The sequence below is a fragment of the Pelomonas nitida genome (assembly GCF_043555975.1).
Taxonomy (GTDB): domain Bacteria; phylum Pseudomonadota; class Gammaproteobacteria; order Burkholderiales; family Burkholderiaceae_C; genus Pelomonas; species Pelomonas nitida.
On record NZ_JBIGIA010000012.1, the window covers coordinates 48,864 to 69,257 of the forward strand.

A 20,394-nucleotide genomic window follows, 5' to 3' on the forward strand; every position below is an offset into this window, starting at 1 on the left:
ATGCTTGCGGCGGCTCGGCGCGCGGCCAGTGGTTCAATGCACGGCGCGTGGCAGCACCACGGAACGGACAACTGAGATCACCTCGACATGAAATCCACCCTCCTTGCCGCGGCGCTCGCCTGCGCCACGCTCGCGCACGCCCCCACCACCTTCGCCGCACCACCGCAGGCGGCCGAAGCCCTCACCGCGCAGGGCTTTTCGCCCGCGCGCCTGAAGCGGCTGGACGCCGCCATCGACGAACAGATCGCCCGCCAGCAACTCGCCGGCGGCGTGATGGTCGTCATGCGTGACGGCAAGCCGGTCGTGTTCAAGGCCTATGGCCAGCAGGACATCGAGAACGCGCGGCCCATGCGCACGGACACCATCTTCCGCATCGCCTCCATGAGCAAGGCGCTGACGACGGTGGCCGCGATGATCCTGTACGAGGAAGGCCGCTTCCAGCTGAAGGACCCCGTCTCGCGCTACCTGCCGGCCTTCGCGAACGTGCAGGTTGCGCTGACCGGCGGCGGCACCGAGAAGCCGCGGCGCCCGCTGACCATCCACGACCTGCTCACGCACACCGCCGGCATGAGCTATGGCGCCGGCCCCGCCAAGGCCGCGTACGAAGCGACTGGCATGAAGGACTGGTACCTCGTCGGCAATGACGAGACGCTGGCCCAGTGGACCGACCGCTTCGCCGCGCTGCCGCTGCAGAGCCAGCCGGGCGAACAGTTCATCTACGGGTACGCCACCGATGTGCTGGGCCGGCTCGTGGAGGTCGTGTCGGGCCAGCCGCTGGATGCCTTCATCAAGGCGCGCATCACCGACCCGCTGCGCATGCCCGACACCGGCTTCGTGCTGCCCCCCGAGAAGATCTCCCGCCTGGCCAACGTCTACGGCCTGGAGGGCGGGCAACTCAAGCTCGAGGAGACGCCGGCGCGCAGCGATTTCGTCAACGGCCCGCACAAGCTGATGTCCGGCGGCGCCGGCCTCCTGAGCACCGCGGGCGACTACACACGCTTCCTGCAGATGCTGCTGAACCAGGGCGCGCTCGATGGCGTGCGCATCCTGGCGCGCCACACCGTGGCGCTGATGACGGCCGACCACCTCGGCGACAAGTCGCGCAGCGACGGAGACGGCTTCGGCCTGGGCTTCTGGGTCAACGTGCGGCGCGGCGGCTTCAAGGAGCTGGGCAGCGAGGGCGCCTTCGGCTGGGGCAGCGCGTATTTCCCGCAGTACGCGGTGGACCCGAAGGAAAGGCTGATCATCCTGTTCATGACGCAGCTGCGCCCGGCCGGCAACTCCACGCTGAACCAGCGCGTCAAGACGCTCACCTACCAGGCACTGATCCGCTAGCCGACGACAGCGGCGCACAGCCGCCGGCTGTTCAAACGCTCAACTGGTTGACCACACGCGGCGCGAGGCACTGCCTACATTCCGCAACAGTTCACGGCGGGACCGTGAACAAAGTCATAAGACCAGGAGACAACATGAACACGACAAGCTCGCGCCCGTCCTGGGCGCGGTGGCTGGCCGCCGGTGTGCTCGCCAGCATGGCGCCTGCCGCGATGGCGGCCTTCAGCATCACCACCGTCTGGGACGGCAACAACCCGGCCAAGCCGCAGTACATCATCGACACGGACGCCGGCCTCGTCTTCAAGGTACGGGGCTACGACAACGGCGCCAGCACCACGTCGGCGGGTGACCTGTCCAGCCTCGTCTACAACGGCGTCGAGTACGCCGACCCGGCCCGCGGCACGCAGCTGAACTCGGGCGCGGACTGGCTCTATGCCAATGTGGGCGCGGTGGCCGTGACCGCCGAGCTCGTGGCGGCGGACGGCAGCACCACACCGGCCGCGACGAGCAACGGTGGCGTGGTGACCGGCAGCGACTACATCAAGGTCACGCTCACCAGCACGAGCACCAAGGGCGGCGTGCTGACGCACTACTACCTGGCCAAGAAGGGGGAAGCCAACATCCACATGGGCACCCACTTCACCGAGCAGCCCGATGTGCACGGCCTCGTGCGCTTCATCGCCCGCATTCCCATCGCCAAGCTGCCCGATGGCGGGCCCGCACCAACGGCCGGCGGTTTGGTCACCTACAACGGCGAGAGCTACTGGGCCGAAGACCTGCGCGGCACCAGCGGCGCCATCGAGGCCAGCGATGTCTTCGGCTTTGCCAGCACCGACGCGCGCTACGGCCAGTCGCGCTCCAAGCATTACGCCAACCGCCGGCTCAAGGACTGGCAGATCCTCGGCGGCACGGGCCCGGGCGTGGGCATCTGGTTCTGGCGCGACAACCACGAGGGTGACTCGGGCGGCCCTTTCTACCGCAGCCTGCTGCAGCAGATCACCGGCACGACCAACGAGCTGACCTACATGGTCAACTACGGCGAGGCGCAGACCGAGGCCTTCCGGCTGGGTGTGCTGAACACCTATCTCATGATGTTCACGGACGGCTCGCTGCCCACCGTGCGGCCCGATACCAGCTGGTACGGCGCCGTCAACCTGGACGGTTACGTGCCGCCCCTCGGGCGCGGCTCGGTCAGCGTCGCCGGCGTCAGCGGGCGGGTCGCCGGCATTCCCTACACGGCGGGCTTCGCCAACAGCCAGGCGCAGTACTGGGTCGATGTCGACCCGGTGGACGGCCACTTCACATCAACAGGCATGCTGCCGGGCGTCTACACGATGACGCTCTACAAGGGCGAACTCGGCGTGCAGACGGCGCAGGTGACGGTGACTGCCAACGCCGACTACGCGATGAACCCCATCGCCATCACCGCCGACCCGGGCGCCACGCCCGCGCTCTGGCGCATCGGCGAATGGGACGGCTCGCCGCAGGAGTTCATCAACGGCGACCGGCTGACCTTCATGCACCCGTCGGACGTGCGCATGGCGTCCTGGAACGTCGGCCCTTATGTGATCGGCAGCTCCTCGCCCGCCACCGGCTGGCCCGCCTACCAGTGGAAGGATGTGAACAACGGGCTGCAGGTGCAGTTCACGCTCAAGCGGGGCCAGAACACCGCGCCGCTGCGCCTGCGCGTCGGTCTGACGGCCGACTTCAACGGCGCCCGCCCGCAGGTCAGCGTCAACAGCTGGACGTCCGCCATCCCCGCCGCGCCGGCCAAGGTGTCGCGCAACATGACCGTGGGCACCTATCGCGGCGTGAACCGCACCTACAGCTTCGATATCCCCGCCGCACAGCTCGTCGTCGGCACCAATGTGCTGACCATCAACACCGTGAGTGGCACCGCCGGCACGCGCTTCCTGAGCCCCAGCCTCTCCTTCGACGCCGTCGACCTGGTAGCCCTGCCCTGACCCGAGGACACGACCATGAAAACCACCCTGCATTTTCCGCTGCTCCCGCTGCTGTGCGCCGCCGCGCTGGCCCTGCCGGCCTCGGCCGGCGTCGTGCTAACCCAGGGCGCCGGCAGCGCCACGCCTGCCGCCACGCACCTCACGTACACCGCCGATTTCGAGGCCAACGCCGAGCTCGCCAGCCCCTGGTCCGAGGGCGGCCTGCTGTTCAGCCAGGTGGGCGGCCTGGCGGCCGACAACGGCGGCTGCGGCTATGCCGGCGAGCTCTGCCTGGCCTATCCCGGCCAGGTCTACAGCGAGGTCTTCTCGGGCAACTTCTTCGCCACCGCCGGCTACAACGCCTACCTGTCCATCCGCAGCGCCGGGGCTGATCTGGGCGGCATCGAATTCGCCGTCGATTCCGGCTACGCCACCATCCACCTGATGTGGCAGACCTGGCTGGACGGCGTGCTCACGGGCACGGGCAAGGCCGCCCTCGGCGCGCAAGGCATCGGCGGGATCGTCGGGCTGAGCGATGCGAACGGCTTCGACGAGGTGCGCCTCTACACCTTCGACAGCGCCAGCGACAGCAGCGGCTACAGCACGCCGCAGATCGACAGCGTGCACGCCTTCGTCGTGCCCGAGCCGGGCTCGCTCGCACTGGCTGCGCTGGCAGGCATCGTCATGGCGGCGGGGCGACGCCGCCGCGCGGGCTGAAGCGGCGGCGGGCCGGGCCGGCTCAGGCCGCGCTGGCCACAGCCCGCCAGGCGTCGCGGTAGGCGCGCCAGCCGGTGGGGTTCCACGGCTGTACCGGCTCGGCCGCCGCACCGGCATCGCCCTGGCCCCAGGCCTGCAGCAGCCAGGCGCCGCAGGTGGTTCCGCTGCTGTCGTCAGACACGCTAACCGACCGCCCCTGCGCCAGCCCCGCCAGCAGCGGGCCGAACCAGGCGTTGGCGGTGAACGCGCCTTCCACGACGACACGCCCGCTGGCACCCAGCGCGTCCAGGCAGTAGTCAGTCATCAACACCACGTACAGCGTGGCCAGCGCTGCGCGCTCGGCATCGCTCTCGGCCGGCGGCCCCTGCACACGGCCCAGCCGGCCGGCGAACGGGCCGCTCGTCTCGGCGAAGCAAGGCAGCGCCAGCGTTTGCCGCGCGATCAGCCGCTCGACATCGGCCGCGCCGAACGCTGCCGGCTGCGTGCCGGCGATCGCCGCAAACTCGCGGCCACCCATGAAGCGCATGCACGGCACGGCGTCGCCGAACACGTTGCAGTTGGCCAGCATGTCCTGCGCCTCGACCAGCGGCCGCGTCGCAGAGCCCAGCGCCGCCGCGATGAGCCAGGTGCCGGTGGACAGCACCGTGCAGGGCCCGCTCTGCTGCAGCGTCAGCAGGTGGCGCAGCAGCGAGGCATTGCTGTCGTGGATGCCGCACACCACTTCGCAGTCCGACGGCAGCCCGGTCTCGGCGGCCACCACCGGCCTCAGCACCCCGAGGCGCGCCCAGGCATCGCGCCGCGGCGGGAACAAGGGCAACCAACCCTGGCCCTCGACAAGCGACGAATAGCCGCCCTGCGCCGGCCGCCACAAGTCGGTATGGCAGCCCAGCGAGGTCACCTCGCTGGCCGCCACGCCGCACAGACGCCAGGCCCAGTACTGCGGGTACATCAACACATGCCGCGCCCGCGCAAACTCGGCCGGGAACTGGCTTTGCAGCCAGGCCAGCTGCCGCCCCAGGTTCAGCCCCGCCGGCAGCTGCGGCGAGCCGCTTTCCTCGAACGCCGGCCGCAGCGCCTCATAACGTGCGGCATCGGCGGCATCACCGGGCACATGCTCGTAGTCCAGCACCGGCAGCACCAGGCCTGCGTCGTCGACCAACGCCGCCGTGGCGCCATGCGTGACGGGCACGATGGCCCGGATGTCCGCCAGCGCCGAGAGCTCGCGCAACTGCTGCTGCATCCAGCCCCACAGCCGCTCGGTGTCATGGTGCGGGTAGAGCCCGGCACGGCTCACCGTGTTGGGCGTGCGCACTTCGGTGATCGTGCGGCCCGCCGCGTCGATCAGCGTCAGCTTCGCGTTCGTCTTGCCGATGTCGAGGACGACGGTACCCGGGGCCGCAGCGCTCAAGAGATCAACCCCGCGTGATGGTGGTGGTAAGCGCCCGACTCCAGCACGGCCGCATAGTCATGCGTACTCATCGCCGAAGCCTCCACCACCCGAGGGTCCACCGCTTCGGGCTCCACCGTGATCACGCGCACGCCGTAGTGCTCCAGCAACTGCACGGCGCTGTCCGGCGCACCGGTGTCGGTGATGACCGTAGACACGCGGTTCAGCCCGCACAGCACCAGGCCCGCCTTGCGCTGGAACTTGGAACTATCGACCAGCACCACCAGTTCCTCGGCCTGGCTGATCAGGCGCTTCTCGGCCTGGATCAGCAGCGGGTCTGCCTCCATGAGGCCCAGGATGGACAGCCCGTAGACGCCCATGAACATCTTGGCCGCGTAGTGGTGCTGGGCCACGTCGTTCTCGAACGGGCTCAGGATGACGTTCTGCTCGCGGTAGACGCGCCCGCCCGGCAGGATGATCTCGTTGTCGCTGGTGACGAGCAGCCGCTCGGCCATCAGGAAGGAGTTCGTGAGGATCTTCAGCTGTTTCTCGACGAGAAACTCCGCCATCATGAACGTAGTGGTGCCACCGTTGATGATGATGGTTTCGCCGTTATTGCACATCGACGTTGCATAACGGGCAATTGCGCGTTTGGCTGCAGTATTTTGTTGCGCGTTGTTTTGAAATGATTCGCTCGAAAGCGTGTATGACTTCTTCTTTTGCTCAAGCCTTTGAGCACCGCCGCGCGTACGGGTGAGCTGGTTTTTCGCGGCCAGCCAAGAAATATCCCGCCGCACCGTCGCGGCCGAAGCCGACAACCATTCCATCAACTGCTGGACACTGGCGTGCTCGCGCTCGTCCAGCAGTTTGAGCAGACGCTTGTGACGCTTGTGATTGATCATGAGGATCACCTTTGTCGGGTGCCCCGTGGAACCGGGTGCCGCCCGTTGTCTCGTCGTTATGTCGCCCAACGCTCGGGAGGCTTCCCCAACGCAGACGTCTCTTGCGTTCGGCGAGCTGGCTGAGGCCGCTCGCCTGCTCTGCGCCGGCAATCGTAGGCGCCGGTCGGTGAACCTGCTCGCTGCGCGCTGAACCGCTCACGCAACAACTGAAACAGCGTTCCAAGTGGAGATTACGTCAATCCCCACAGGGGGTCAATCACGAAACGCTCATGACCATGAGCGTTTCTTGAGTGAAGACCCTCGGGCGCGCGCTTTCGCTCATTCTTTTGATTTACTGCGCACGCCCTGCGCGGCGGCTGGCGTTTCGGCCCACACTGCGGCCCGCTCGCCCCGCCGACCTGGGGTGCCAGGTCGCAAGCCGCGGCCCGGGTGATGAATACGTACTGAATACAGGCAAGCTGATGACCGCAATTTCCCAAACTCCCGCCCATACCCCCATCGTCTCCAAATGGGACGACGCCGTGGCGGCCAAGCTGAGCGAACCCGAGCTGCTGCTCTATCGCTCCAACCTGCTCGGCTCCGACCTGCGCGTGACGAATTTCGGCGGCGGCAATACCTCGGCCAAGGTCAAGATGCGCGACCACCTGACCGGCGAGGACGTCGAGGTGTTGTGGGTGAAGGGTTCTGGCGGCGACCTCGGCAGTATCAAGCTCGATGGTTTCTCGACGCTCTACATGGACAAGCTGCAGGCGCTCAAGAAGCGTTATCGCGGCCTGGCGCATGAAGACGAGATGGTGGATTATCTGCCGCACTGCACGTTCAACCTGAACCCGCACGCAGCGAGTATCGACACGCCGCTGCACGCCTACATTCCGAAGGCGCATGTGGACCACATGCACCCCGACGCCATCATCGCCATCGCCGCCTGCGCCGACAGCAAGCGCCTGACCGAGGTGATCTTCGGCGGCCAGCTGGGCTGGCTGCCGTGGCAGCGCCCCGGCTACGACCTGGGCCTGAAGCTCGAAGCGCTGGCCACGTCGCAGCCGAACCTGAAGGGCATCATCCTGGAAGGTCACGGCCTGTTCACCTGGGGTGACACGGCCAAGAGCTGCTACGAGATCACGCTGGAGATGATCCGCCTGGCCGAGCAATGGCTGGCCGAGAACATCAAGCAGCCGGTGTTCGGCGGCGTCAAGACCGCCACGCTGCCCGCCGCAGAGCGCGCGGCGATCGCGGCCAAGCTGATGCCCGCGCTGCGCGGCCGCATCAGCGCCGGCGAGCGCAAGCTGGGTGATTTCAACGACAGCGACGCCGTGCTGCAGTTCGTCGCCAGCAACGACCTGGCCGCGCTGGCCGCGCTGGGCACCTCCTGCCCCGACCACTTCCTGCGCACCAAGATCCGCCCGCTGGTGCTGGACTTCGACCCCGCCAAGCCCGACGTCGACGCCCTGCTGGCCGGCCTGGACCAGGCGCTGGAAGCCTACCGCGCCGACTACACGGCCTACTACGAGCGCTGCAAGCGCCCCACCAGCCCGGCCATCCGCGACGCCAACCCCATCATCTACCTGATCCCCGGCGTGGGCATGCTGTCCTTCGCCAAGGACAAGGCCACCGCCCGCATTGCCGGTGAGTTCTACATCAACGCCATCAACGTGATGCGCGGCGCCAATGGCGTGGACAAATACGTCGGCCTGCCCGAGCAGGAAGCCTTCGACATCGAGTACTGGCTGCTCGAAGAAGCCAAGCTGCAGCGCATGCCCAAGCCCAAGAGCCTGGCCGGCCGCGTGGCCCTGGTGACCGGTGGCGCCGGTGGCATCGGCCAGGCCGTGGCCCGCCAGCTGCTGCAGGAAGGTGCCTGCGTGATGCTGACCGACATCGACGCCGGCGCGCTGGCCGAAGCCCATGCCAACCTCGTCAAGGTCGGTGGCAAGGATGCCGTCGCCACGGTGCAGGGCAACATCACGTCGGAAGCCGATGTGGAGGCCGTGGTGTCGGCCACGTCGCTGCGCTTCGGCGGCCTGGACATCCTGGTCTCCAACGCCGGCATCGCATCCGCGGCGCCGCTGGAAGACACGACGCTGGAGATCTGGCAGCGCAACCAGGACATCCTGGTCACCGGCTACTTCCTGGTGGGCCGCGCGGCCTTCCGCCTGATGAAGCAGCAGAAGATCGGCGGCAGCATGGTGTTCGTGGCCAGCAAGAACGGCCTCGTGGCCTCGGCCGGCGCGTCGGCCTACTGCACGGCCAAGGCGGCCGAGATCCACCTGGCCCGCTGCATCGCGCTGGAGGGCGCCGCCATCGGCGTGCGCGTCAACGTCGTCAACCCCGACGCCGTCATCCGCGGCTCGCGCATCTGGGACGGCAAGTGGAAGGAAGAGCGCGCCGCATCCAACAAGATCGAGACCGACAACATCGAAGAGTTCTACCGCCAGCGCAGCATGCTCAAGCTCAGCGTGCTGCCTGAAGACATCGCGGAAGCCGTGTACTTCCTGGCCAGCGACAAGTCGGGCAAGAGCACCGGCAACGTGCTGAACGTAGACGCCGGCAATGCCGCAGCGTTCACCCGCTGAAATGAAGCCCCTCGTCCAGTCTTGCCCTGCTCAACGCAGGCAAGCCTGGCCGGTCCCCCGAGGGGATGGCAATGCTTGCGGCTTCGAGCAGCAAGCACATCGCCCAACGCGGGCCGGCTTGGGAGCGGCCCGGCGCTCGGCCCGCAAGCACTGAATACAGGAGAAGTCCATGACGACGAACATCATCGACGCTGGCCAGGTCGAGCAACACAATGCCAAGCTCAAGGCTGAGCTGCAGGCCGACTACGACGCGCTGGGCGGCATGCTGTCCCGCCGCGGCGTGGACATCGAGGCACTGACCGCCAAGGCCCAGACCTTCGCGGTCGCCGTGCCCAGCTGGGGTGCGGGCACCGGCGGCACGCGCTTCGCGCGCTTCCCCGGCAAGGGCGAGCCGCGTGACGTGACCGAAAAGCTGGAAGACTGCGCCGTCATCAACCAGCTCACGCGCGCCACGCCGGCCGTGTCGCTGCACTTTCCGTGGGACAAGCCCAGCGACCCCAAGGCCCTGCGTCAGCAGGCCGACGAGCTGGGCCTGGGCTTTGACGCCGTCAACAGCAACACCTTCCAGGACCAGGCTGGTCAGACCGCCACCTACAAGTTCGGCAGCCTGACGTCGACGAGCAAGGCCTCGCGCGAGCTGGCCGTGCAGCACAACATCGACTGCATCGAGCTGGGCAAGACGCTGGGCTCCAAAGGCCTGACGGTGTGGGTGGGCGACGGCGCCAACTTCCCCGGCCAGAGCAATCTGCGCGGTGCGCTGGAGCGCTACATCGACAGCGCGAAAGGCATCTACGCCGCGCTGCCCGCCGACTGGCATATGTACATCGAACACAAGCTGTTCGAGCCGGCGTTCTACTGCAGCGTCATCGCCGACTGGGGCACCAGCTTCGCCGTGGCCCAGCAGCTGGGCGACAAGGCCAAGTGCCTGGTGGACCTGGGCCACCACGCGCCCAACACCAACATCGAGATGATCGTGGCGCGCCTGGCGCAGTTCGGCAAGCTCGGCGGCTTTCACTTCAACGACAGCAAGTACGGTGACGACGACCTGGACTCGGGGAGCATCGACCCCTTCCAGCTCTTCCTCGTCTTCAACGAGCTGGCCGACGCCACGCTGCGCGACGGCAGCTTCAAGCCCGCCTACATGCTGGACCAGTCGCACAACGTGACCGACCCCATCGAGAGCCTGATGAGCAGCGCCGTCGAAGTGCAGCGCGCCTTCGTGCAGGCCTCGCTGGTAGACCGCGCCGCGCTGGCCGGCCTGCAGGAAAGCAACGACGTGCTGCAGGCCGCGCAGACGCTGAAGAAGGCCTTCCGCACCGACGTGAGCCCCATCCTCGCGATGGCCCGCCTGCGCTCGGGCGGCGCGATCGACCCGGTGGCGGCTTACCGCGCTGCCGGCTATCGCGAGCAGGTCGCAGTGAAGCGCCCGCCGAAGGCCGGCGCGTCCGGCTCCGGCATCGTCTGATGACGCGGGCTTGCGTGCAAGCGCAGGCCTACGGTGCACGCGGCGACGGGTGCACCCTCGACACCCTCGCCCTGCAGGCCGCCATCGACGCGGCGGCCCTGCAGGGCGCGGAGTTGCGCCTGGGCCCCGGCGTTTACCTGACAGGCGCCCTCTTCCTGAAAAGCGGCATGACGCTGCGGCTGGACCGCGGCGCCACGCTGCTGGGCTCACGCGACCTGGCCGACTACCCGCTGCTACCCACGCGCGTGGCCGGCATCGAAATGCGCTGGCCGGCCGCGCTCGTCAACGTCTATGGCGAGCACGATGTGAGCCTCGTCGGCGAGGGCTGCATCGACGGCGACGGCAAGATCTTCTGGGACAGCTACTGGGCGCTGCGTGCCGCCTACGAGCCACGCGGCCTGCGCTGGGCGTCGGACTACGACTGTCAGCGGCCTCGCCTCATCCAGGTCTTCGAGGCCGCCCGCGTGCACATCGGCGGTGGCCTGCTGATGCGCCGCTCGGGCTTCTGGACGCTGCACCTGTGCTACAGCGAGGACGTGACGGTGGACGGCGTCACCATCCGCAACAACGACGAGGCCCGCGGCCCGTCCACTGACGGCATCGACATCGACTCCAGCCGCCGCGTCACCATCCGCCACGCCGACATCGCCGTCAACGACGACGCGCTGTGCCTGAAGGCCGGCCGCGACGCCGACGGCCTGCGCGTGGCCCGCCCCTGCGAGGACATCCGCATCAGCGACTGCGTCGTCCGCGAGGGCGCCGCCGGGCTGACTTTCGGCAGCGAAACGTCTGGCGGCTTTCGCCGCATCACGGCCGAGCGCATCGCCGTGCATGCGCCGGTGCCGGTCGGCCTGCTGTTCAAGTCGGCGCCCACGCGCGGCGGCTTCATCGACACCGTGTCCATCAGCGACCTGAGCCTGCACAGCGTGCCGGTGGCGTTGCGCGCGACGATGAACTGGAACCCCGCCTACAGCCGCGCCAGCATCCCTGCACCCGAACTCGCCGGCGCGCCCGCCCACTGGCAGGCGCTGGCCGCGCCCGTGCCAGCGGAGCGCGGGCGCACGCAGGTGGCCGGCGTGCACCTGCAGCGCCTGCGCGTGCACGGCGCCGATGTCGCCTTCGAGGTGGACGCCGACGCCCAGGCCCCCTTGCGCCACTTCCGCTTCACCGGGCTGGACTTGCAGGCGCGCCGTGGCGGCCACGTGATGGACGTGCTGGGCTGGCGCTTCGACGCCGACTGCCAGTTGCAGCTCGGCGCCCCCATCGCCGTGGGGCCGGGTGTCACGCTCGCCGGGCTGCCTGCGGCGCACTGGCAGGAAGATCCGGCGCAGCGCCGCCGCGATGTGTCGGCGCTGCCGATGGCCGAACAAGACATTCATTGAAATCCCGAGGAGACCTCCGATGAGCGAAGAGATTCGCGCCTTCAAGATGCAACTCAAGCCCGGCGTGGTCGCTGAGTACAAGAAGCGCCACGACGAGCTGTGGCCCGACCTGGCCGAAGCGCTGCGCGGCGCCGGCATCTTTGACTACTCCATCTTCATGGACGAAAGCACGCTGAGCCTGTTCGCCGTGCTCAAGCTGAAAGCCGGCCATTCCGTAGACCAGCTGCCCAGCCTGCCCGTCATGCGCCGCTGGTGGGACTACATGGCCCCGCTGATGGAGGTCGAACCCGACAACAAGCCGCGCCAATGGGACCTGCCCTCCGTCTTCCACTTTGCGGGCTGATCCTCGGCCTGCCGCTGCTCGCCGCAGCGCACTGGTGCGAGCCGCCGCGCAAGCTGGAGCTCGTCGCCGCTGACGACTTCCGCGCCGGCCTCGCCCGCTGGCGGCTGGAGGCCGAGGACGAGCGCGCCGTCGTCACCGCCCAAGGCGGCGTGCTGGACATCGCCACCCCTGCGGGCTTGAGCCTGTGGTGGCGCGAGCCGCTGGCCGGCGACTACGCCATCCGCTTCACCGCGCTGGCCCTGCCGGCCCCGGCCAGCGCCGGGCCGCTGGCCGGCCGGCTGTCTGACCTGAACATGTTCTGGAACGCGCTGGAGGCCGACGGCAGCGAGCCCTACCCGCGGCCGGGCAAGTTCGCCGGCTACGACACGCTGCCCACCTACTACGCCGGCTTCGGCGCCAACGGCAACACGACGACGCGGCTGCGCGTGTACGACGGCAGCCAGCGCCGCCTGCTAACCGGGTTTGCCGACGGCAACATCGCCGAGCCGGGCGAGCGCCCCATGACCGACGACACGCGGCTGCGGGCGGGCCAAGCAATCACCATCGAGATTGTTTCGCGTCAACCAACGGCGTCTGATCCCGTTCATCTGCGCTGGCGTGCGGGCAGCAACGAACTGTTCACACGCGCCGACGCCAATCCACGCCTGCACGGCTACTTCGCGCTGAGGACAACAGCCAGCCGGTTGCAGATCAGAGATCTCAAGATCCTTCAATGCCGATGAAACACCTGCTCCCCGCCGCCAGCCTCGCCCTCAGTGCCCTGATGCCGCTCGCTGGGGAGGCGGCGGAGCCGGTGAAGCTGGACATCCCGGCCGTCGGGCCCGGCCCTGCGGGATCGGTGATTGCGCGCCAGATCTACGGCCAGTTCGCCGAGCACCTCGGCAGCGGCGTCTACGGCGGCCTGTGGGTCGGACCCGACTCCCCCATCCCCAACGTGCGTGGCTGGCGCAGCGACGTCGTCGGCGCGCTCAAGGCGCTCAAGGTGCCCGTCGTGCGCTGGCCCGGCGGCTGCTTCGCCGACGAATACCACTGGCGCGACGGCATCGGCCCGCAGGCCAATCGCCCGCCGCGCGTGAACACCAGCTGGGGCGGCGTCATCGAACCCAACACGGTGGGCACGCATGAATTCATGGACCTGGCCGAGCAGCTCGGCACCGAGGTCTACATCAACGCCAACCTCGGCTCCGGCACCGTGCAGGAAATGGCTCAGTGGCTGGAGTACCTGACCGCCGAGGGCGACACGGCGCTGGCCCGCGAGCGCCGCGCCAACGGGCGCGGCAAGCCCTGGAAGATCCAGTACTGGGGCATCGGCAACGAGAGCTGGGGCTGCGGCGGCAACATGAAGCCGGGCTACTACGCCGAGCAATACCGTCAGTGGTCCACCTTCGCGAAGGCGCCGCGCGGCAACCGGCCCAAGCTCGTGGCCAGCGGCGGCCAGGAGCTGGCGCTGGACTGGGTCGAGACGCTGAGCGCCGAGATCAAGGGCCGCATGGACGCCGTGACCCACCACCAGTACTCGCTGCCCACGCGCGACTGGAAGAAGAAGGGCGCGGCCGTCGGCTTCCCCGAGGCCGAGTGGATCTCCACGCTGGCCGTGCCGCAAACCATCGACGGCTACCTCGCCAAGCATCGGGAGATCCTGGACCGCAACGACCCGGCGAAGAAGGTCGCCATCTACTTCGACGAGTGGGGCAGCTGGTACGACCCCGAGCCCGGCACCGACCCCGGCTTCCTCGTGCAGCGCAACACGCTGCGCGACGCCATGCTGGCCGCGCTGCACTTCCACGTGTTCCACCGCCACGCCGACCGCGTGAAGATGGCCAACATCGCGCAGATGGTCAACGTGCTGCAGGCCCTGATCGTCACGGACAAGAACCGCATGGTGCTCACGCCCACCTACCACGCGTTCGCGATGCACCTGCCCTTCATGGATGCGACCTCGCTACCCGTGCAACTGGCCGGCGTTCCCGACTACACCTTGGGCCAGTACAGCATCCCTGCGCTGAGCGCGAGCGCAGCCAGGAGCGTGGACGGCAAGCTGCTGCTCAGCCTCGCCAACACACAGCCCAACCAGCCGCTGCCGCTGCAACTCGCCGTCGGCGGCAAGGGCGTGCGCGCCGTCACGGGGCAACTGCTGACCGCCACGACCATGGACGCCGAGAACCGCTTCGAGGCGCCCGACCGCGTCAAGCCCCAGCCGTTCAAGGCCGAAGCAAAGAACGGCCAACTCGTGCTCAACCTCCCGGCCAAGTCGGTGCTGGTGCTCGAGGTGCAGCCGTGATGCGGCGCCTCGTCGCGCTGCTGGCCCTGGTTGCCGGCACCGCGTCGGCCGCCGACTCGCTGCGCCCACCCCTGCTGCTGACGGCCCGGCCCGCCGCGCAAGACTTGTCCGGCACCTGGACTTATTCGCGCGACTACTACCGCACCAGCTTGACGGACATCAACGGCTGGGTCGCCAAGTCGCGCATGCAGCGCTTCCGCGACGTGGACGTGGCCACCGAGGAGAAGAAGCCCGGCCCGACCTTCTTCGAGTTCGACCTCGACCGCGGCCCGACGATGACACTGCCCGGCGCCTGGAACTCGGCCGTGCCGGAGCTGCGCTGGTACGACGGCCTGATCTGGTTCCAGCGCCGCTTCGACGCGTCGGTGAGCGCCGGCCAGCGCAGCTTCCTGCGCTTCGAGGCGGTGAACTACCGCGCCATGGTCTACCTGAACGGCAAGGCCATCGCGCAGCACGAGGGCGGCTTCACGCCCTTCGTCGTCGAGGTGACAAATACGTTGCGGGCGACGGGAAACCGCCTCGTCGTCGGCGCAGACTCCCGGCACGACGCACAGACCATCCCCGGCGAGATCACCGACTGGGACCTCTACGGCGGCATCACGCGGCCGGTAAAGCTGATCCAGACGCCCGCCACCTTCATCGACGACGCCACACTGCGCCTGACCGACGCCGGCCACCTCGTCGGCAGCCTGCAGCTCAACGGCCCGCAGGCCGGCCACCAGCCGGTGAGCCTGCGCATCGCCGCGCTGGGCCTCACGCTGCAGGCCCGCACCGACGCGGCCGGCGAAGCGCACTTCGACGTGGCCGCGCCCACGTCACTCAAGCGCTGGTCACCCGAGTCACCGACGCTGTACGACGTCGACTTCGAGGCCGAGATCGGCAGTGACCGCGACCGCCTACGCGACCGCATCGGCTTGCGCACCGTCGCCGTGCGCGGCAGCGACATCCTGCTCAACGGCCAGCCCATCTTCCTGAAAGGCATCTCGCTTCACGAGGAGGAGATAGCCGTCAACCCGGCCCGCCGCCTCGACGACGGCGCCGCGCGCCGGCTGCTGGGCGAAGTGAAGACCGGCCTGCACGGCAACTACGTGCGCCTGTCGCACTACCCGCACAGCGAGGCCATGCTGCGCGCGGCCGACGAGCTGGGCCTCCTGGTGTGGAGCGAGATCCCCGTCTACTGGACCGTCGACTGGGACAACCCTGCCGTGCTCGACAAGGCCCGGCGCATGCAGGCCGAGACCCTCTACCGTGACCGCAACCGCGCGGCGCTCATCCTGTGGAGCATCGGCAACGAAACGCCGGTGGCCGACAACCGCACGCGCTTCCACGCCGCGCTGGCGCAGACCGTGCGTGCACTGGACACGAGCCGCCTCGTCAGCGCCGCGCTGCTTGTGGAGCGCCAGGGCGACACGCTGCGCATTGCCGACCCGCTGCTGAAGGAACTCGACGTCATCGCCGTCAACACCTATGCCGGCTGGTACGGCGACGACACGCTGGATGCCGTGGCCCGGCTGCGCTGGGATGTGCCGGCAGACAAGCCGCTGCTGTTCTCCGAGTTCGGCGCCGACGCGCAGGCCGGTTTCCGCGACCCGACGCTGCGACGCAAATTTTCAGAGGACTACCAGGCCGACTACTACCGCGCCACGCTGGCCATGGCGGCCCAGGTGCCCACGCTGCGCGGCCTGTCGCCCTGGGTGCTGAAGGACTTCCGCTCGCCGCGCCGCGAGCACCCGATCTTCCAGCAGGGCTGGAACCGCAAGGGCCTGATCTCCGAGACGGGCCAACGCAAGCTGGCCTTCGATGTCCTCGCCAAGCACTACGAATCCCTCTCGTCCAAACGCTGAGTCCCCCATGACAACGTCCCCGTTCTCGCGCCGCGGCTTCCTGCAGACCACGGCGGCCGCCTCGCTGGCCTCGTCCCTCCCCGCTACGCAAGCCGCCACGGCCAACCTGCCCACGACGACCGCACCGGTCGGCGACACGACGCTGCGCTGGCTGGACGGCACCGCCCCCGCGCGCTTCGAAGGCGCCACCCTCGGCGTGCCCTGGCCACGTGGCCAGATCAAATCCACCGCCAAGGCGCTGGACTTCAAGCTGGGCAACCACCCCGTCCAGTCCTGGCCGCTGGCCTACTGGCCCGACGGCTCGCTGAAGTGGACGGCCCACGCCATTGCCGGCGGCACACCGGCCGGCGCGCTGAAGCTGGAGGCCGGAAAACCCGCGGCCGGCGGCCTGAGCGTGAAGCAGACGGCCGCGCAGATCGTCGTCTCCGCCGGTGATCTCGTCTGGACCGTGCCCACACGCGGCGAGGCCCTCATCGCCGAGGCCACGCGCGCCGGTCGCGTGACGCTGAAGAACCTCAAGCTCGTCGCGCTGCGCCAGGACGGCGCCGAGCCCGAACTGGACGGCCAGGTCGCCCGCCAGGCCTTCACCAGCAAGGTCACTGCCGTCACCGTCGAGCAGACAGGCCCGGTGCGTGCGGTGCTGAAGCTCGACGGCATGCACAGCGGCAACAACCGCGACTGGCTGCCTTTCTCCGTGCGCCTGTACTTCTATGCCGGCGCCGAGAGCGTGCGCATCGTGCACAGCTTCGTCTGGGACGGCAACCCGGCCAAGGACTTCATCGCCGGCCTCGGCGTGACGGCGCAAGTGCCCATGACCAACGCCACGCACGACCGCCACATCCGCTTCTCCGGCGAAGGCGTGGGCGTGTGGGGCGAGGCCGTGCGGCCCGTCACCGGCCTGCGCCGCGACCCGGGCCAGGCCTACCGCGACGCGCAGGTCGCCGGTGCGGCGCTGCCGCCGCTGTCGGGCATGGACAAGCGCGTCTCCGACCGGCTCGCGCTCATCCCCGAATGGAACGACTTCTCGCTGTCGCAAGCCAATGCCGACGGCTTCACGATCACCAAGCGCACGCAGGCCGGCCAGGCCTGGATCGCCTCCAACGGCGGCGCGCGCACCAACGGCCTGGTCTACGCGGGCGGCGCGTCCGGCGGCGTGGCGTTGGGCCTGAAGGACTTCTGGCAGCGCGCCCCGGTGCGGCTGGACGTGCGCGGCGCCGCCACGCCGCTGGCCGACGTGACGGCCTGGCTGTACTCGCCGTCGGCCCCGGCGATGGACATGCGCTCCTACCGCTCGCCCGGCGACATGGACACGCACGAGAAGCAGATCGAAGGCCTCAACATCACCTACGAGGACTACGAGCCCGGCTGGGACACCTCCGTGGGCGTCGCGCGCACGTCGGAGCTGCAGCTGTGGGTGCTGGGCGCCACGCCGTCGCACCAGGTGTTCTCGGACATGGCCGGCCAGGTCGCCACGCCGGCCCGCCCGGTGCTGACGCCGCAGCGCCTGCACGCCTGCGGCGTGTTCGGCGACTGGGACCCGGTGGACACCGGCACGCCGGCGCGCAAGCTCATCGAAGACCGGCTCTCGCTGCAGCTGGACCAGTACCTGCGCGAGGTGGAGCAGCACCGCTGGTACGGCTTCTGGAACTACGGCGACGTCATGCACACCTACGACGCCGACCGCCACATGTGGCGCTACGACATCGGCGGCTACGCCTGGGACAACTCCGAACTCTCCACCGACCTGTGGCTGTGGACGAGCTATCTGCGCACCGGCCGCGCCGACATCTTCCGTCTCGCCGAGGCCATGACACGCCACACCGGCGAGGTGGACGTCTATCACCTCGGCGAGTTCAAGGGCTTCGGCACGCGGCACGGCGTGCAGCACTGGTCCGACTCGTCCAAGCAGCCGCGCATCTCCAACGCCGCCTACCGGCGCTTCTACTTCTACCTCACGGCCGACGAGCGCTGCGGCGACCTGATCCGCGAGCTGCTGGAGTCCGACGCCGACATCGGCAAGGTCGACATCTCGCGCAAGCTGGCGCCCGGTGCGGGGCCGCGCAGCACCGAGCTGCCCGGCGTGGGCTTCGGCACGACCTGGGGCTCGTGGATCGCGGCCTGGCTGACCGAGTGGGAGCGCACCGGCGACAAACGCTGGCGTGACAAGCTCGTCAACGGCATGCAGACCATCGGCGACCTGCGCCGCCGCTGGTTCGCTGGTGGCGCGCCCTACGACGCCAAGACCGGCAAGTTCGCCGGCCCGGGCGCCGACGTCTCCATCTCGCATCTGAACGGCGTGTTCGGCGTGGCCGAGATGAGCTCGGAGCTGCTGACGCTGCTGGACGTACCGGCCTACCGCCGCGCCTGGCTGGAGTACTGCCGCTTCTACAACGCGCCGAAAGACGAGGTCGCCGCGCTGCTGGGCAAGGACCCCGGCGGCCGCAGCCTGACCGACACCTGCTCACGCCTGACGGCCTACGCCGCCTTCCACGAGAAAGATCGTGCGCTGGCGCTGCGCGCCTGGCGCGAGTTCTTCTCGTCGCGCGCGCTGCGTGGCGGCGGCCAGCTGCGCCGCGTGGGCGGCGTGGAGACGATCCGCCCGCTGGTGGAGCAAGCCAGCATCAGCACCAACGACTCGGCGCAATGGGGCCTGGCCGGCATCCAGAACCTCGCGTTGGTGGGCGACTCCCTGGACGAAGCGGCCAAGGCGGCTGGGCTGGTGCAATGACGCTGACCCGCCGCACCGTGCTGATGGCGGCCACGGGGCTGGCGGGTTGCGCCACGGCACCCGCCGCCTTTCCGACGCAGGCGCTGGCGGTGCCTGGCACGCCGTTTGACATGCCGCCACTGCGGCTGCCGCTGTTCGATGGTCGCCCTCGATTCGTCATCACCGACCATGGCGCGCAGGCCGGTGATCAGGCGCGCACTTCGGCAGCCCTGGCCCAGTCCATCCGTGCGGCGCACGCGGCAGGCGGCGGCATCGTCGTCGTGCCGCCCGGCACCTGGCCCACCGGGCCCGTGCACCTGAAAAGCCGCGTCAACCTCCACTTGGAGGCCGGCGCGACGCTGCGCTTCTCGCCTGACCCGGCGGACTACCTGCCCGCCGTGCCGGCCAGTTGGGAGGGGCTGGAATGCATGATCCATTCGCCGCTGGTGTATGCACACGGTTGCGAGGACATTGCGATCACCGGTGCCGGCACGCTGCAAGCGCAGATGGACATCTGGCAGCAATGGTTCACACGCCCCAAGGCGCACATGGATGCGCTGGTGGCGCTGTACAACATGTCTGCCGCCGGTACGCCCGCGACGCAGCGGCGCATGACCGACGATGACCTCGTCCCCGGCGCCAACTTGCGCCCACCGTTTCTGCACTTCAACCGCTGCCGACGCGTGCGGGTGGAGGGCGTGCGCATCGTCAACAGCCCGTTCTGGACCATTCACCCTTTTCTGTGCGAGGACGTGCTGATCCGCGGCATCAACATCTGGGCTCACGGCCACAACAACGACGGCGTGGACCCCGAGATGAGTCAACGCGTGCTGATCGAGGACTGCGTCTTCGACCAGGGAGACGACGCGATCTCCGTCAAGTCCGGCCGGGAGCGCGACGGCTGGCGGTTGGCGACACCTTCACGCCACATCGTCGTGCGGCGCTGCACGGTGCTCAACGGCCACCAGCTGATGGCCATCGGCAGCGAGCTGGCCGGCGGCATCGCCGACGTGCTGGTGGAGGACTGCGAGGTCGACACGCGCGCCAGCACCTACAAGACGCCGCTGAACAACCTGTTGTTCGTGAAGACCAACGAACGCCGAGGCGGTTTCGTGCGCAACATCCACCTGCGCCGGGTGAAGGCCTACCGGCTGGCGGGCAGCGTGCTGGACGTGGACACGGACGTGCTCTACCAGTGGCGCACGCTGATGCCAACAACGGAAAGGCGGCTGACACCGGTGGAGGGCCTGTTTGTCTCGGACATCGAGGTGGGCGAGGCGAAGCACGTCAGCCGGCTGCGCGGGGACGCCACGTTGCCGATGCGCGGGGTGACGCTGAAGCGGGTGAAGGTGGAGCGGTTGCTGGGTGAGGCGCACGACCACCGGAATGCGGTCGAGGTGTCGTTGTGAATGCTGGGTAAGCGTCGTCATTCGCTGCTGCGGCTTGCCGGCCAGGCCCAGCCAGGATTTCGCCGAAGGCAAATCCCGACAACACGCTCGCCAAACGACCAGGGGCCCC

General features: G+C 68.8%; 14 protein-coding genes. 12 read left to right on the forward strand and 2 right to left on the reverse strand.

The annotated features are described in order from the left end of the window. The first annotated feature begins 87 nt into the window (after positions 1-87). From ACG00X_RS15985 to ACG00X_RS15995, 3 genes are all read left to right on the forward strand, one after another. Entirely contained in the window at positions 88-1,335 is a 1,248-nt protein-coding gene (locus tag ACG00X_RS15985; protein WP_394489200.1) for a serine hydrolase domain-containing protein, read from the forward strand. Between the two features lie 134 nt (positions 1,336-1,469). After that, positions 1,470-3,299, forward strand: coding sequence for a rhamnogalacturonan lyase B N-terminal domain-containing protein (locus tag ACG00X_RS15990; protein WP_394489201.1), 1,830 nt, complete (start codon positions 1,470-1,472; stop codon positions 3,297-3,299). Positions 3,300-3,314: 15 nt separating this feature from the next. Beyond that, positions 3,315-3,995, forward strand: a complete 681-nt coding sequence (locus ACG00X_RS15995; RefSeq protein ID WP_394489202.1) for a PEP-CTERM sorting domain-containing protein — start codon at positions 3,315-3,317, stop codon at positions 3,993-3,995. A 22-nt stretch (positions 3,996-4,017) separates the two neighbouring features. On the opposite strand, the gene ACG00X_RS16000 is transcribed toward ACG00X_RS15995, so the two are convergent. Next, on the reverse strand, positions 4,018-5,403 hold the full coding sequence (locus ACG00X_RS16000; RefSeq protein ID WP_394489203.1) for an FGGY-family carbohydrate kinase: 1,386 nt from the start codon (positions 5,401-5,403) through the stop codon (positions 4,018-4,020). Beyond that, positions 5,400-6,284, reverse strand: a complete 885-nt coding sequence (locus ACG00X_RS16005; protein WP_394489205.1) for a DeoR/GlpR family DNA-binding transcription regulator — start codon at positions 6,282-6,284, stop codon at positions 5,400-5,402. The genes ACG00X_RS16000 and ACG00X_RS16005 overlap by 4 nt, the downstream gene beginning before the upstream one ends. Positions 6,285-6,745: 461 nt before the next feature. On the opposite strand from ACG00X_RS16005, the gene ACG00X_RS16010 reads away from it, so the two are divergent. The 9 genes from ACG00X_RS16010 to ACG00X_RS16050 all read left to right on the forward strand — a co-directional run bounded on the left by ACG00X_RS16010 (position 6,746) and on the right by ACG00X_RS16050 (position 20,285). Then, positions 6,746-8,854 carry a bifunctional rhamnulose-1-phosphate aldolase/short-chain dehydrogenase gene (locus tag ACG00X_RS16010; protein ID WP_394489206.1) on the forward strand — a complete coding sequence of 703 codons (2,109 nt, stop codon included), beginning with the start codon at positions 6,746-6,748 and terminating at the stop codon, positions 8,852-8,854. Between the two features lie 169 nt (positions 8,855-9,023). Further along, positions 9,024-10,319, forward strand: a complete 1,296-nt coding sequence (rhaI, locus tag ACG00X_RS16015; protein ID WP_394489207.1) for an L-rhamnose catabolism isomerase — start codon at positions 9,024-9,026, stop codon at positions 10,317-10,319. Continuing rightward, the gene (locus tag ACG00X_RS16020) at positions 10,319-11,701 is read left to right on the forward strand and encodes a glycoside hydrolase family 28 protein (protein WP_394489208.1); all 1,383 of its coding nucleotides are present in this window, start codon (positions 10,319-10,321) and stop codon (positions 11,699-11,701) included. The genes rhaI and ACG00X_RS16020 overlap by 1 nt, the downstream gene beginning before the upstream one ends. A gap of 19 nt (positions 11,702-11,720) precedes the next feature. Continuing rightward, positions 11,721-12,044: an L-rhamnose mutarotase gene (locus tag ACG00X_RS16025; RefSeq protein WP_394489209.1), complete on the forward strand. Its 324-nt coding sequence runs from the start codon at positions 11,721-11,723 to the stop codon at positions 12,042-12,044. Beyond that, positions 12,008-12,766, forward strand: a complete 759-nt coding sequence (locus tag ACG00X_RS16030; protein WP_394489210.1) for a DUF6250 domain-containing protein — start codon at positions 12,008-12,010, stop codon at positions 12,764-12,766. Before ACG00X_RS16025 ends, ACG00X_RS16030 begins: the two co-directional genes overlap by 37 nt. Beyond that, positions 12,763-14,325: an alpha-N-arabinofuranosidase gene (locus ACG00X_RS16035; RefSeq protein WP_394489211.1), complete on the forward strand. Its 1,563-nt coding sequence runs from the start codon at positions 12,763-12,765 to the stop codon at positions 14,323-14,325. Before ACG00X_RS16030 ends, ACG00X_RS16035 begins: the two co-directional genes overlap by 4 nt. Beyond that, the gene (locus ACG00X_RS16040; protein ID WP_394489212.1) at positions 14,325-16,169 is read left to right on the forward strand and encodes a glycoside hydrolase family 2 protein; all 1,845 of its coding nucleotides are present in this window, start codon (positions 14,325-14,327) and stop codon (positions 16,167-16,169) included. The genes ACG00X_RS16035 and ACG00X_RS16040 overlap by 1 nt, the downstream gene beginning before the upstream one ends. Positions 16,170-16,176: 7 nt before the next feature. After that, positions 16,177-18,897 (forward strand): exo-rhamnogalacturonan lyase family protein, encoded by a 2,721-nt coding sequence (locus ACG00X_RS16045; RefSeq protein ID WP_394489213.1) that lies wholly within the window; start codon positions 16,177-16,179, stop codon positions 18,895-18,897. Further along, positions 18,894-20,285 carry a glycoside hydrolase family 28 protein gene (locus tag ACG00X_RS16050; RefSeq protein WP_394489214.1) on the forward strand — a complete coding sequence of 464 codons (1,392 nt, stop codon included), beginning with the start codon at positions 18,894-18,896 and terminating at the stop codon, positions 20,283-20,285. The genes ACG00X_RS16045 and ACG00X_RS16050 overlap by 4 nt, the downstream gene beginning before the upstream one ends. Positions 20,286-20,394: the final 109 nt, after the last annotated feature.

Coding starts and splice junctions, on each gene's coding strand:
- ACG00X_RS16010 (WP_394489206.1), top strand. CDS start 6,746: ATGACCGCAATTTCCCAAACTCCCGCCCATACCCCCATCGTCTCCAAA.
- ACG00X_RS16050 (WP_394489214.1), top strand. CDS start 18,894: ATGACGCTGACCCGCCGCACCGTGCTGATGGCGGCCACGGGGCTGGCG.
- ACG00X_RS16045 (WP_394489213.1), top strand. CDS start 16,177: ATGACAACGTCCCCGTTCTCGCGCCGCGGCTTCCTGCAGACCACGGCG.
- ACG00X_RS16020 (WP_394489208.1), top strand. CDS start 10,319: ATGACGCGGGCTTGCGTGCAAGCGCAGGCCTACGGTGCACGCGGCGAC.
- ACG00X_RS15985 (WP_394489200.1), top strand. CDS start 88: ATGAAATCCACCCTCCTTGCCGCGGCGCTCGCCTGCGCCACGCTCGCG.
- ACG00X_RS15990 (WP_394489201.1), top strand. CDS start 1,470: ATGAACACGACAAGCTCGCGCCCGTCCTGGGCGCGGTGGCTGGCCGCC.
- ACG00X_RS16040 (WP_394489212.1), top strand. CDS start 14,325: ATGCGGCGCCTCGTCGCGCTGCTGGCCCTGGTTGCCGGCACCGCGTCG.
- ACG00X_RS16005 (WP_394489205.1), bottom strand. CDS start 6,284: ATGATCAATCACAAGCGTCACAAGCGTCTGCTCAAACTGCTGGACGAG.
- rhaI (WP_394489207.1), top strand. CDS start 9,024: ATGACGACGAACATCATCGACGCTGGCCAGGTCGAGCAACACAATGCC.
- ACG00X_RS16035 (WP_394489211.1), top strand. CDS start 12,763: ATGAAACACCTGCTCCCCGCCGCCAGCCTCGCCCTCAGTGCCCTGATG.
- ACG00X_RS16030 (WP_394489210.1), top strand. CDS start 12,008: ATGGGACCTGCCCTCCGTCTTCCACTTTGCGGGCTGATCCTCGGCCTG.
- ACG00X_RS15995 (WP_394489202.1), top strand. CDS start 3,315: ATGAAAACCACCCTGCATTTTCCGCTGCTCCCGCTGCTGTGCGCCGCC.
- ACG00X_RS16025 (WP_394489209.1), top strand. CDS start 11,721: ATGAGCGAAGAGATTCGCGCCTTCAAGATGCAACTCAAGCCCGGCGTG.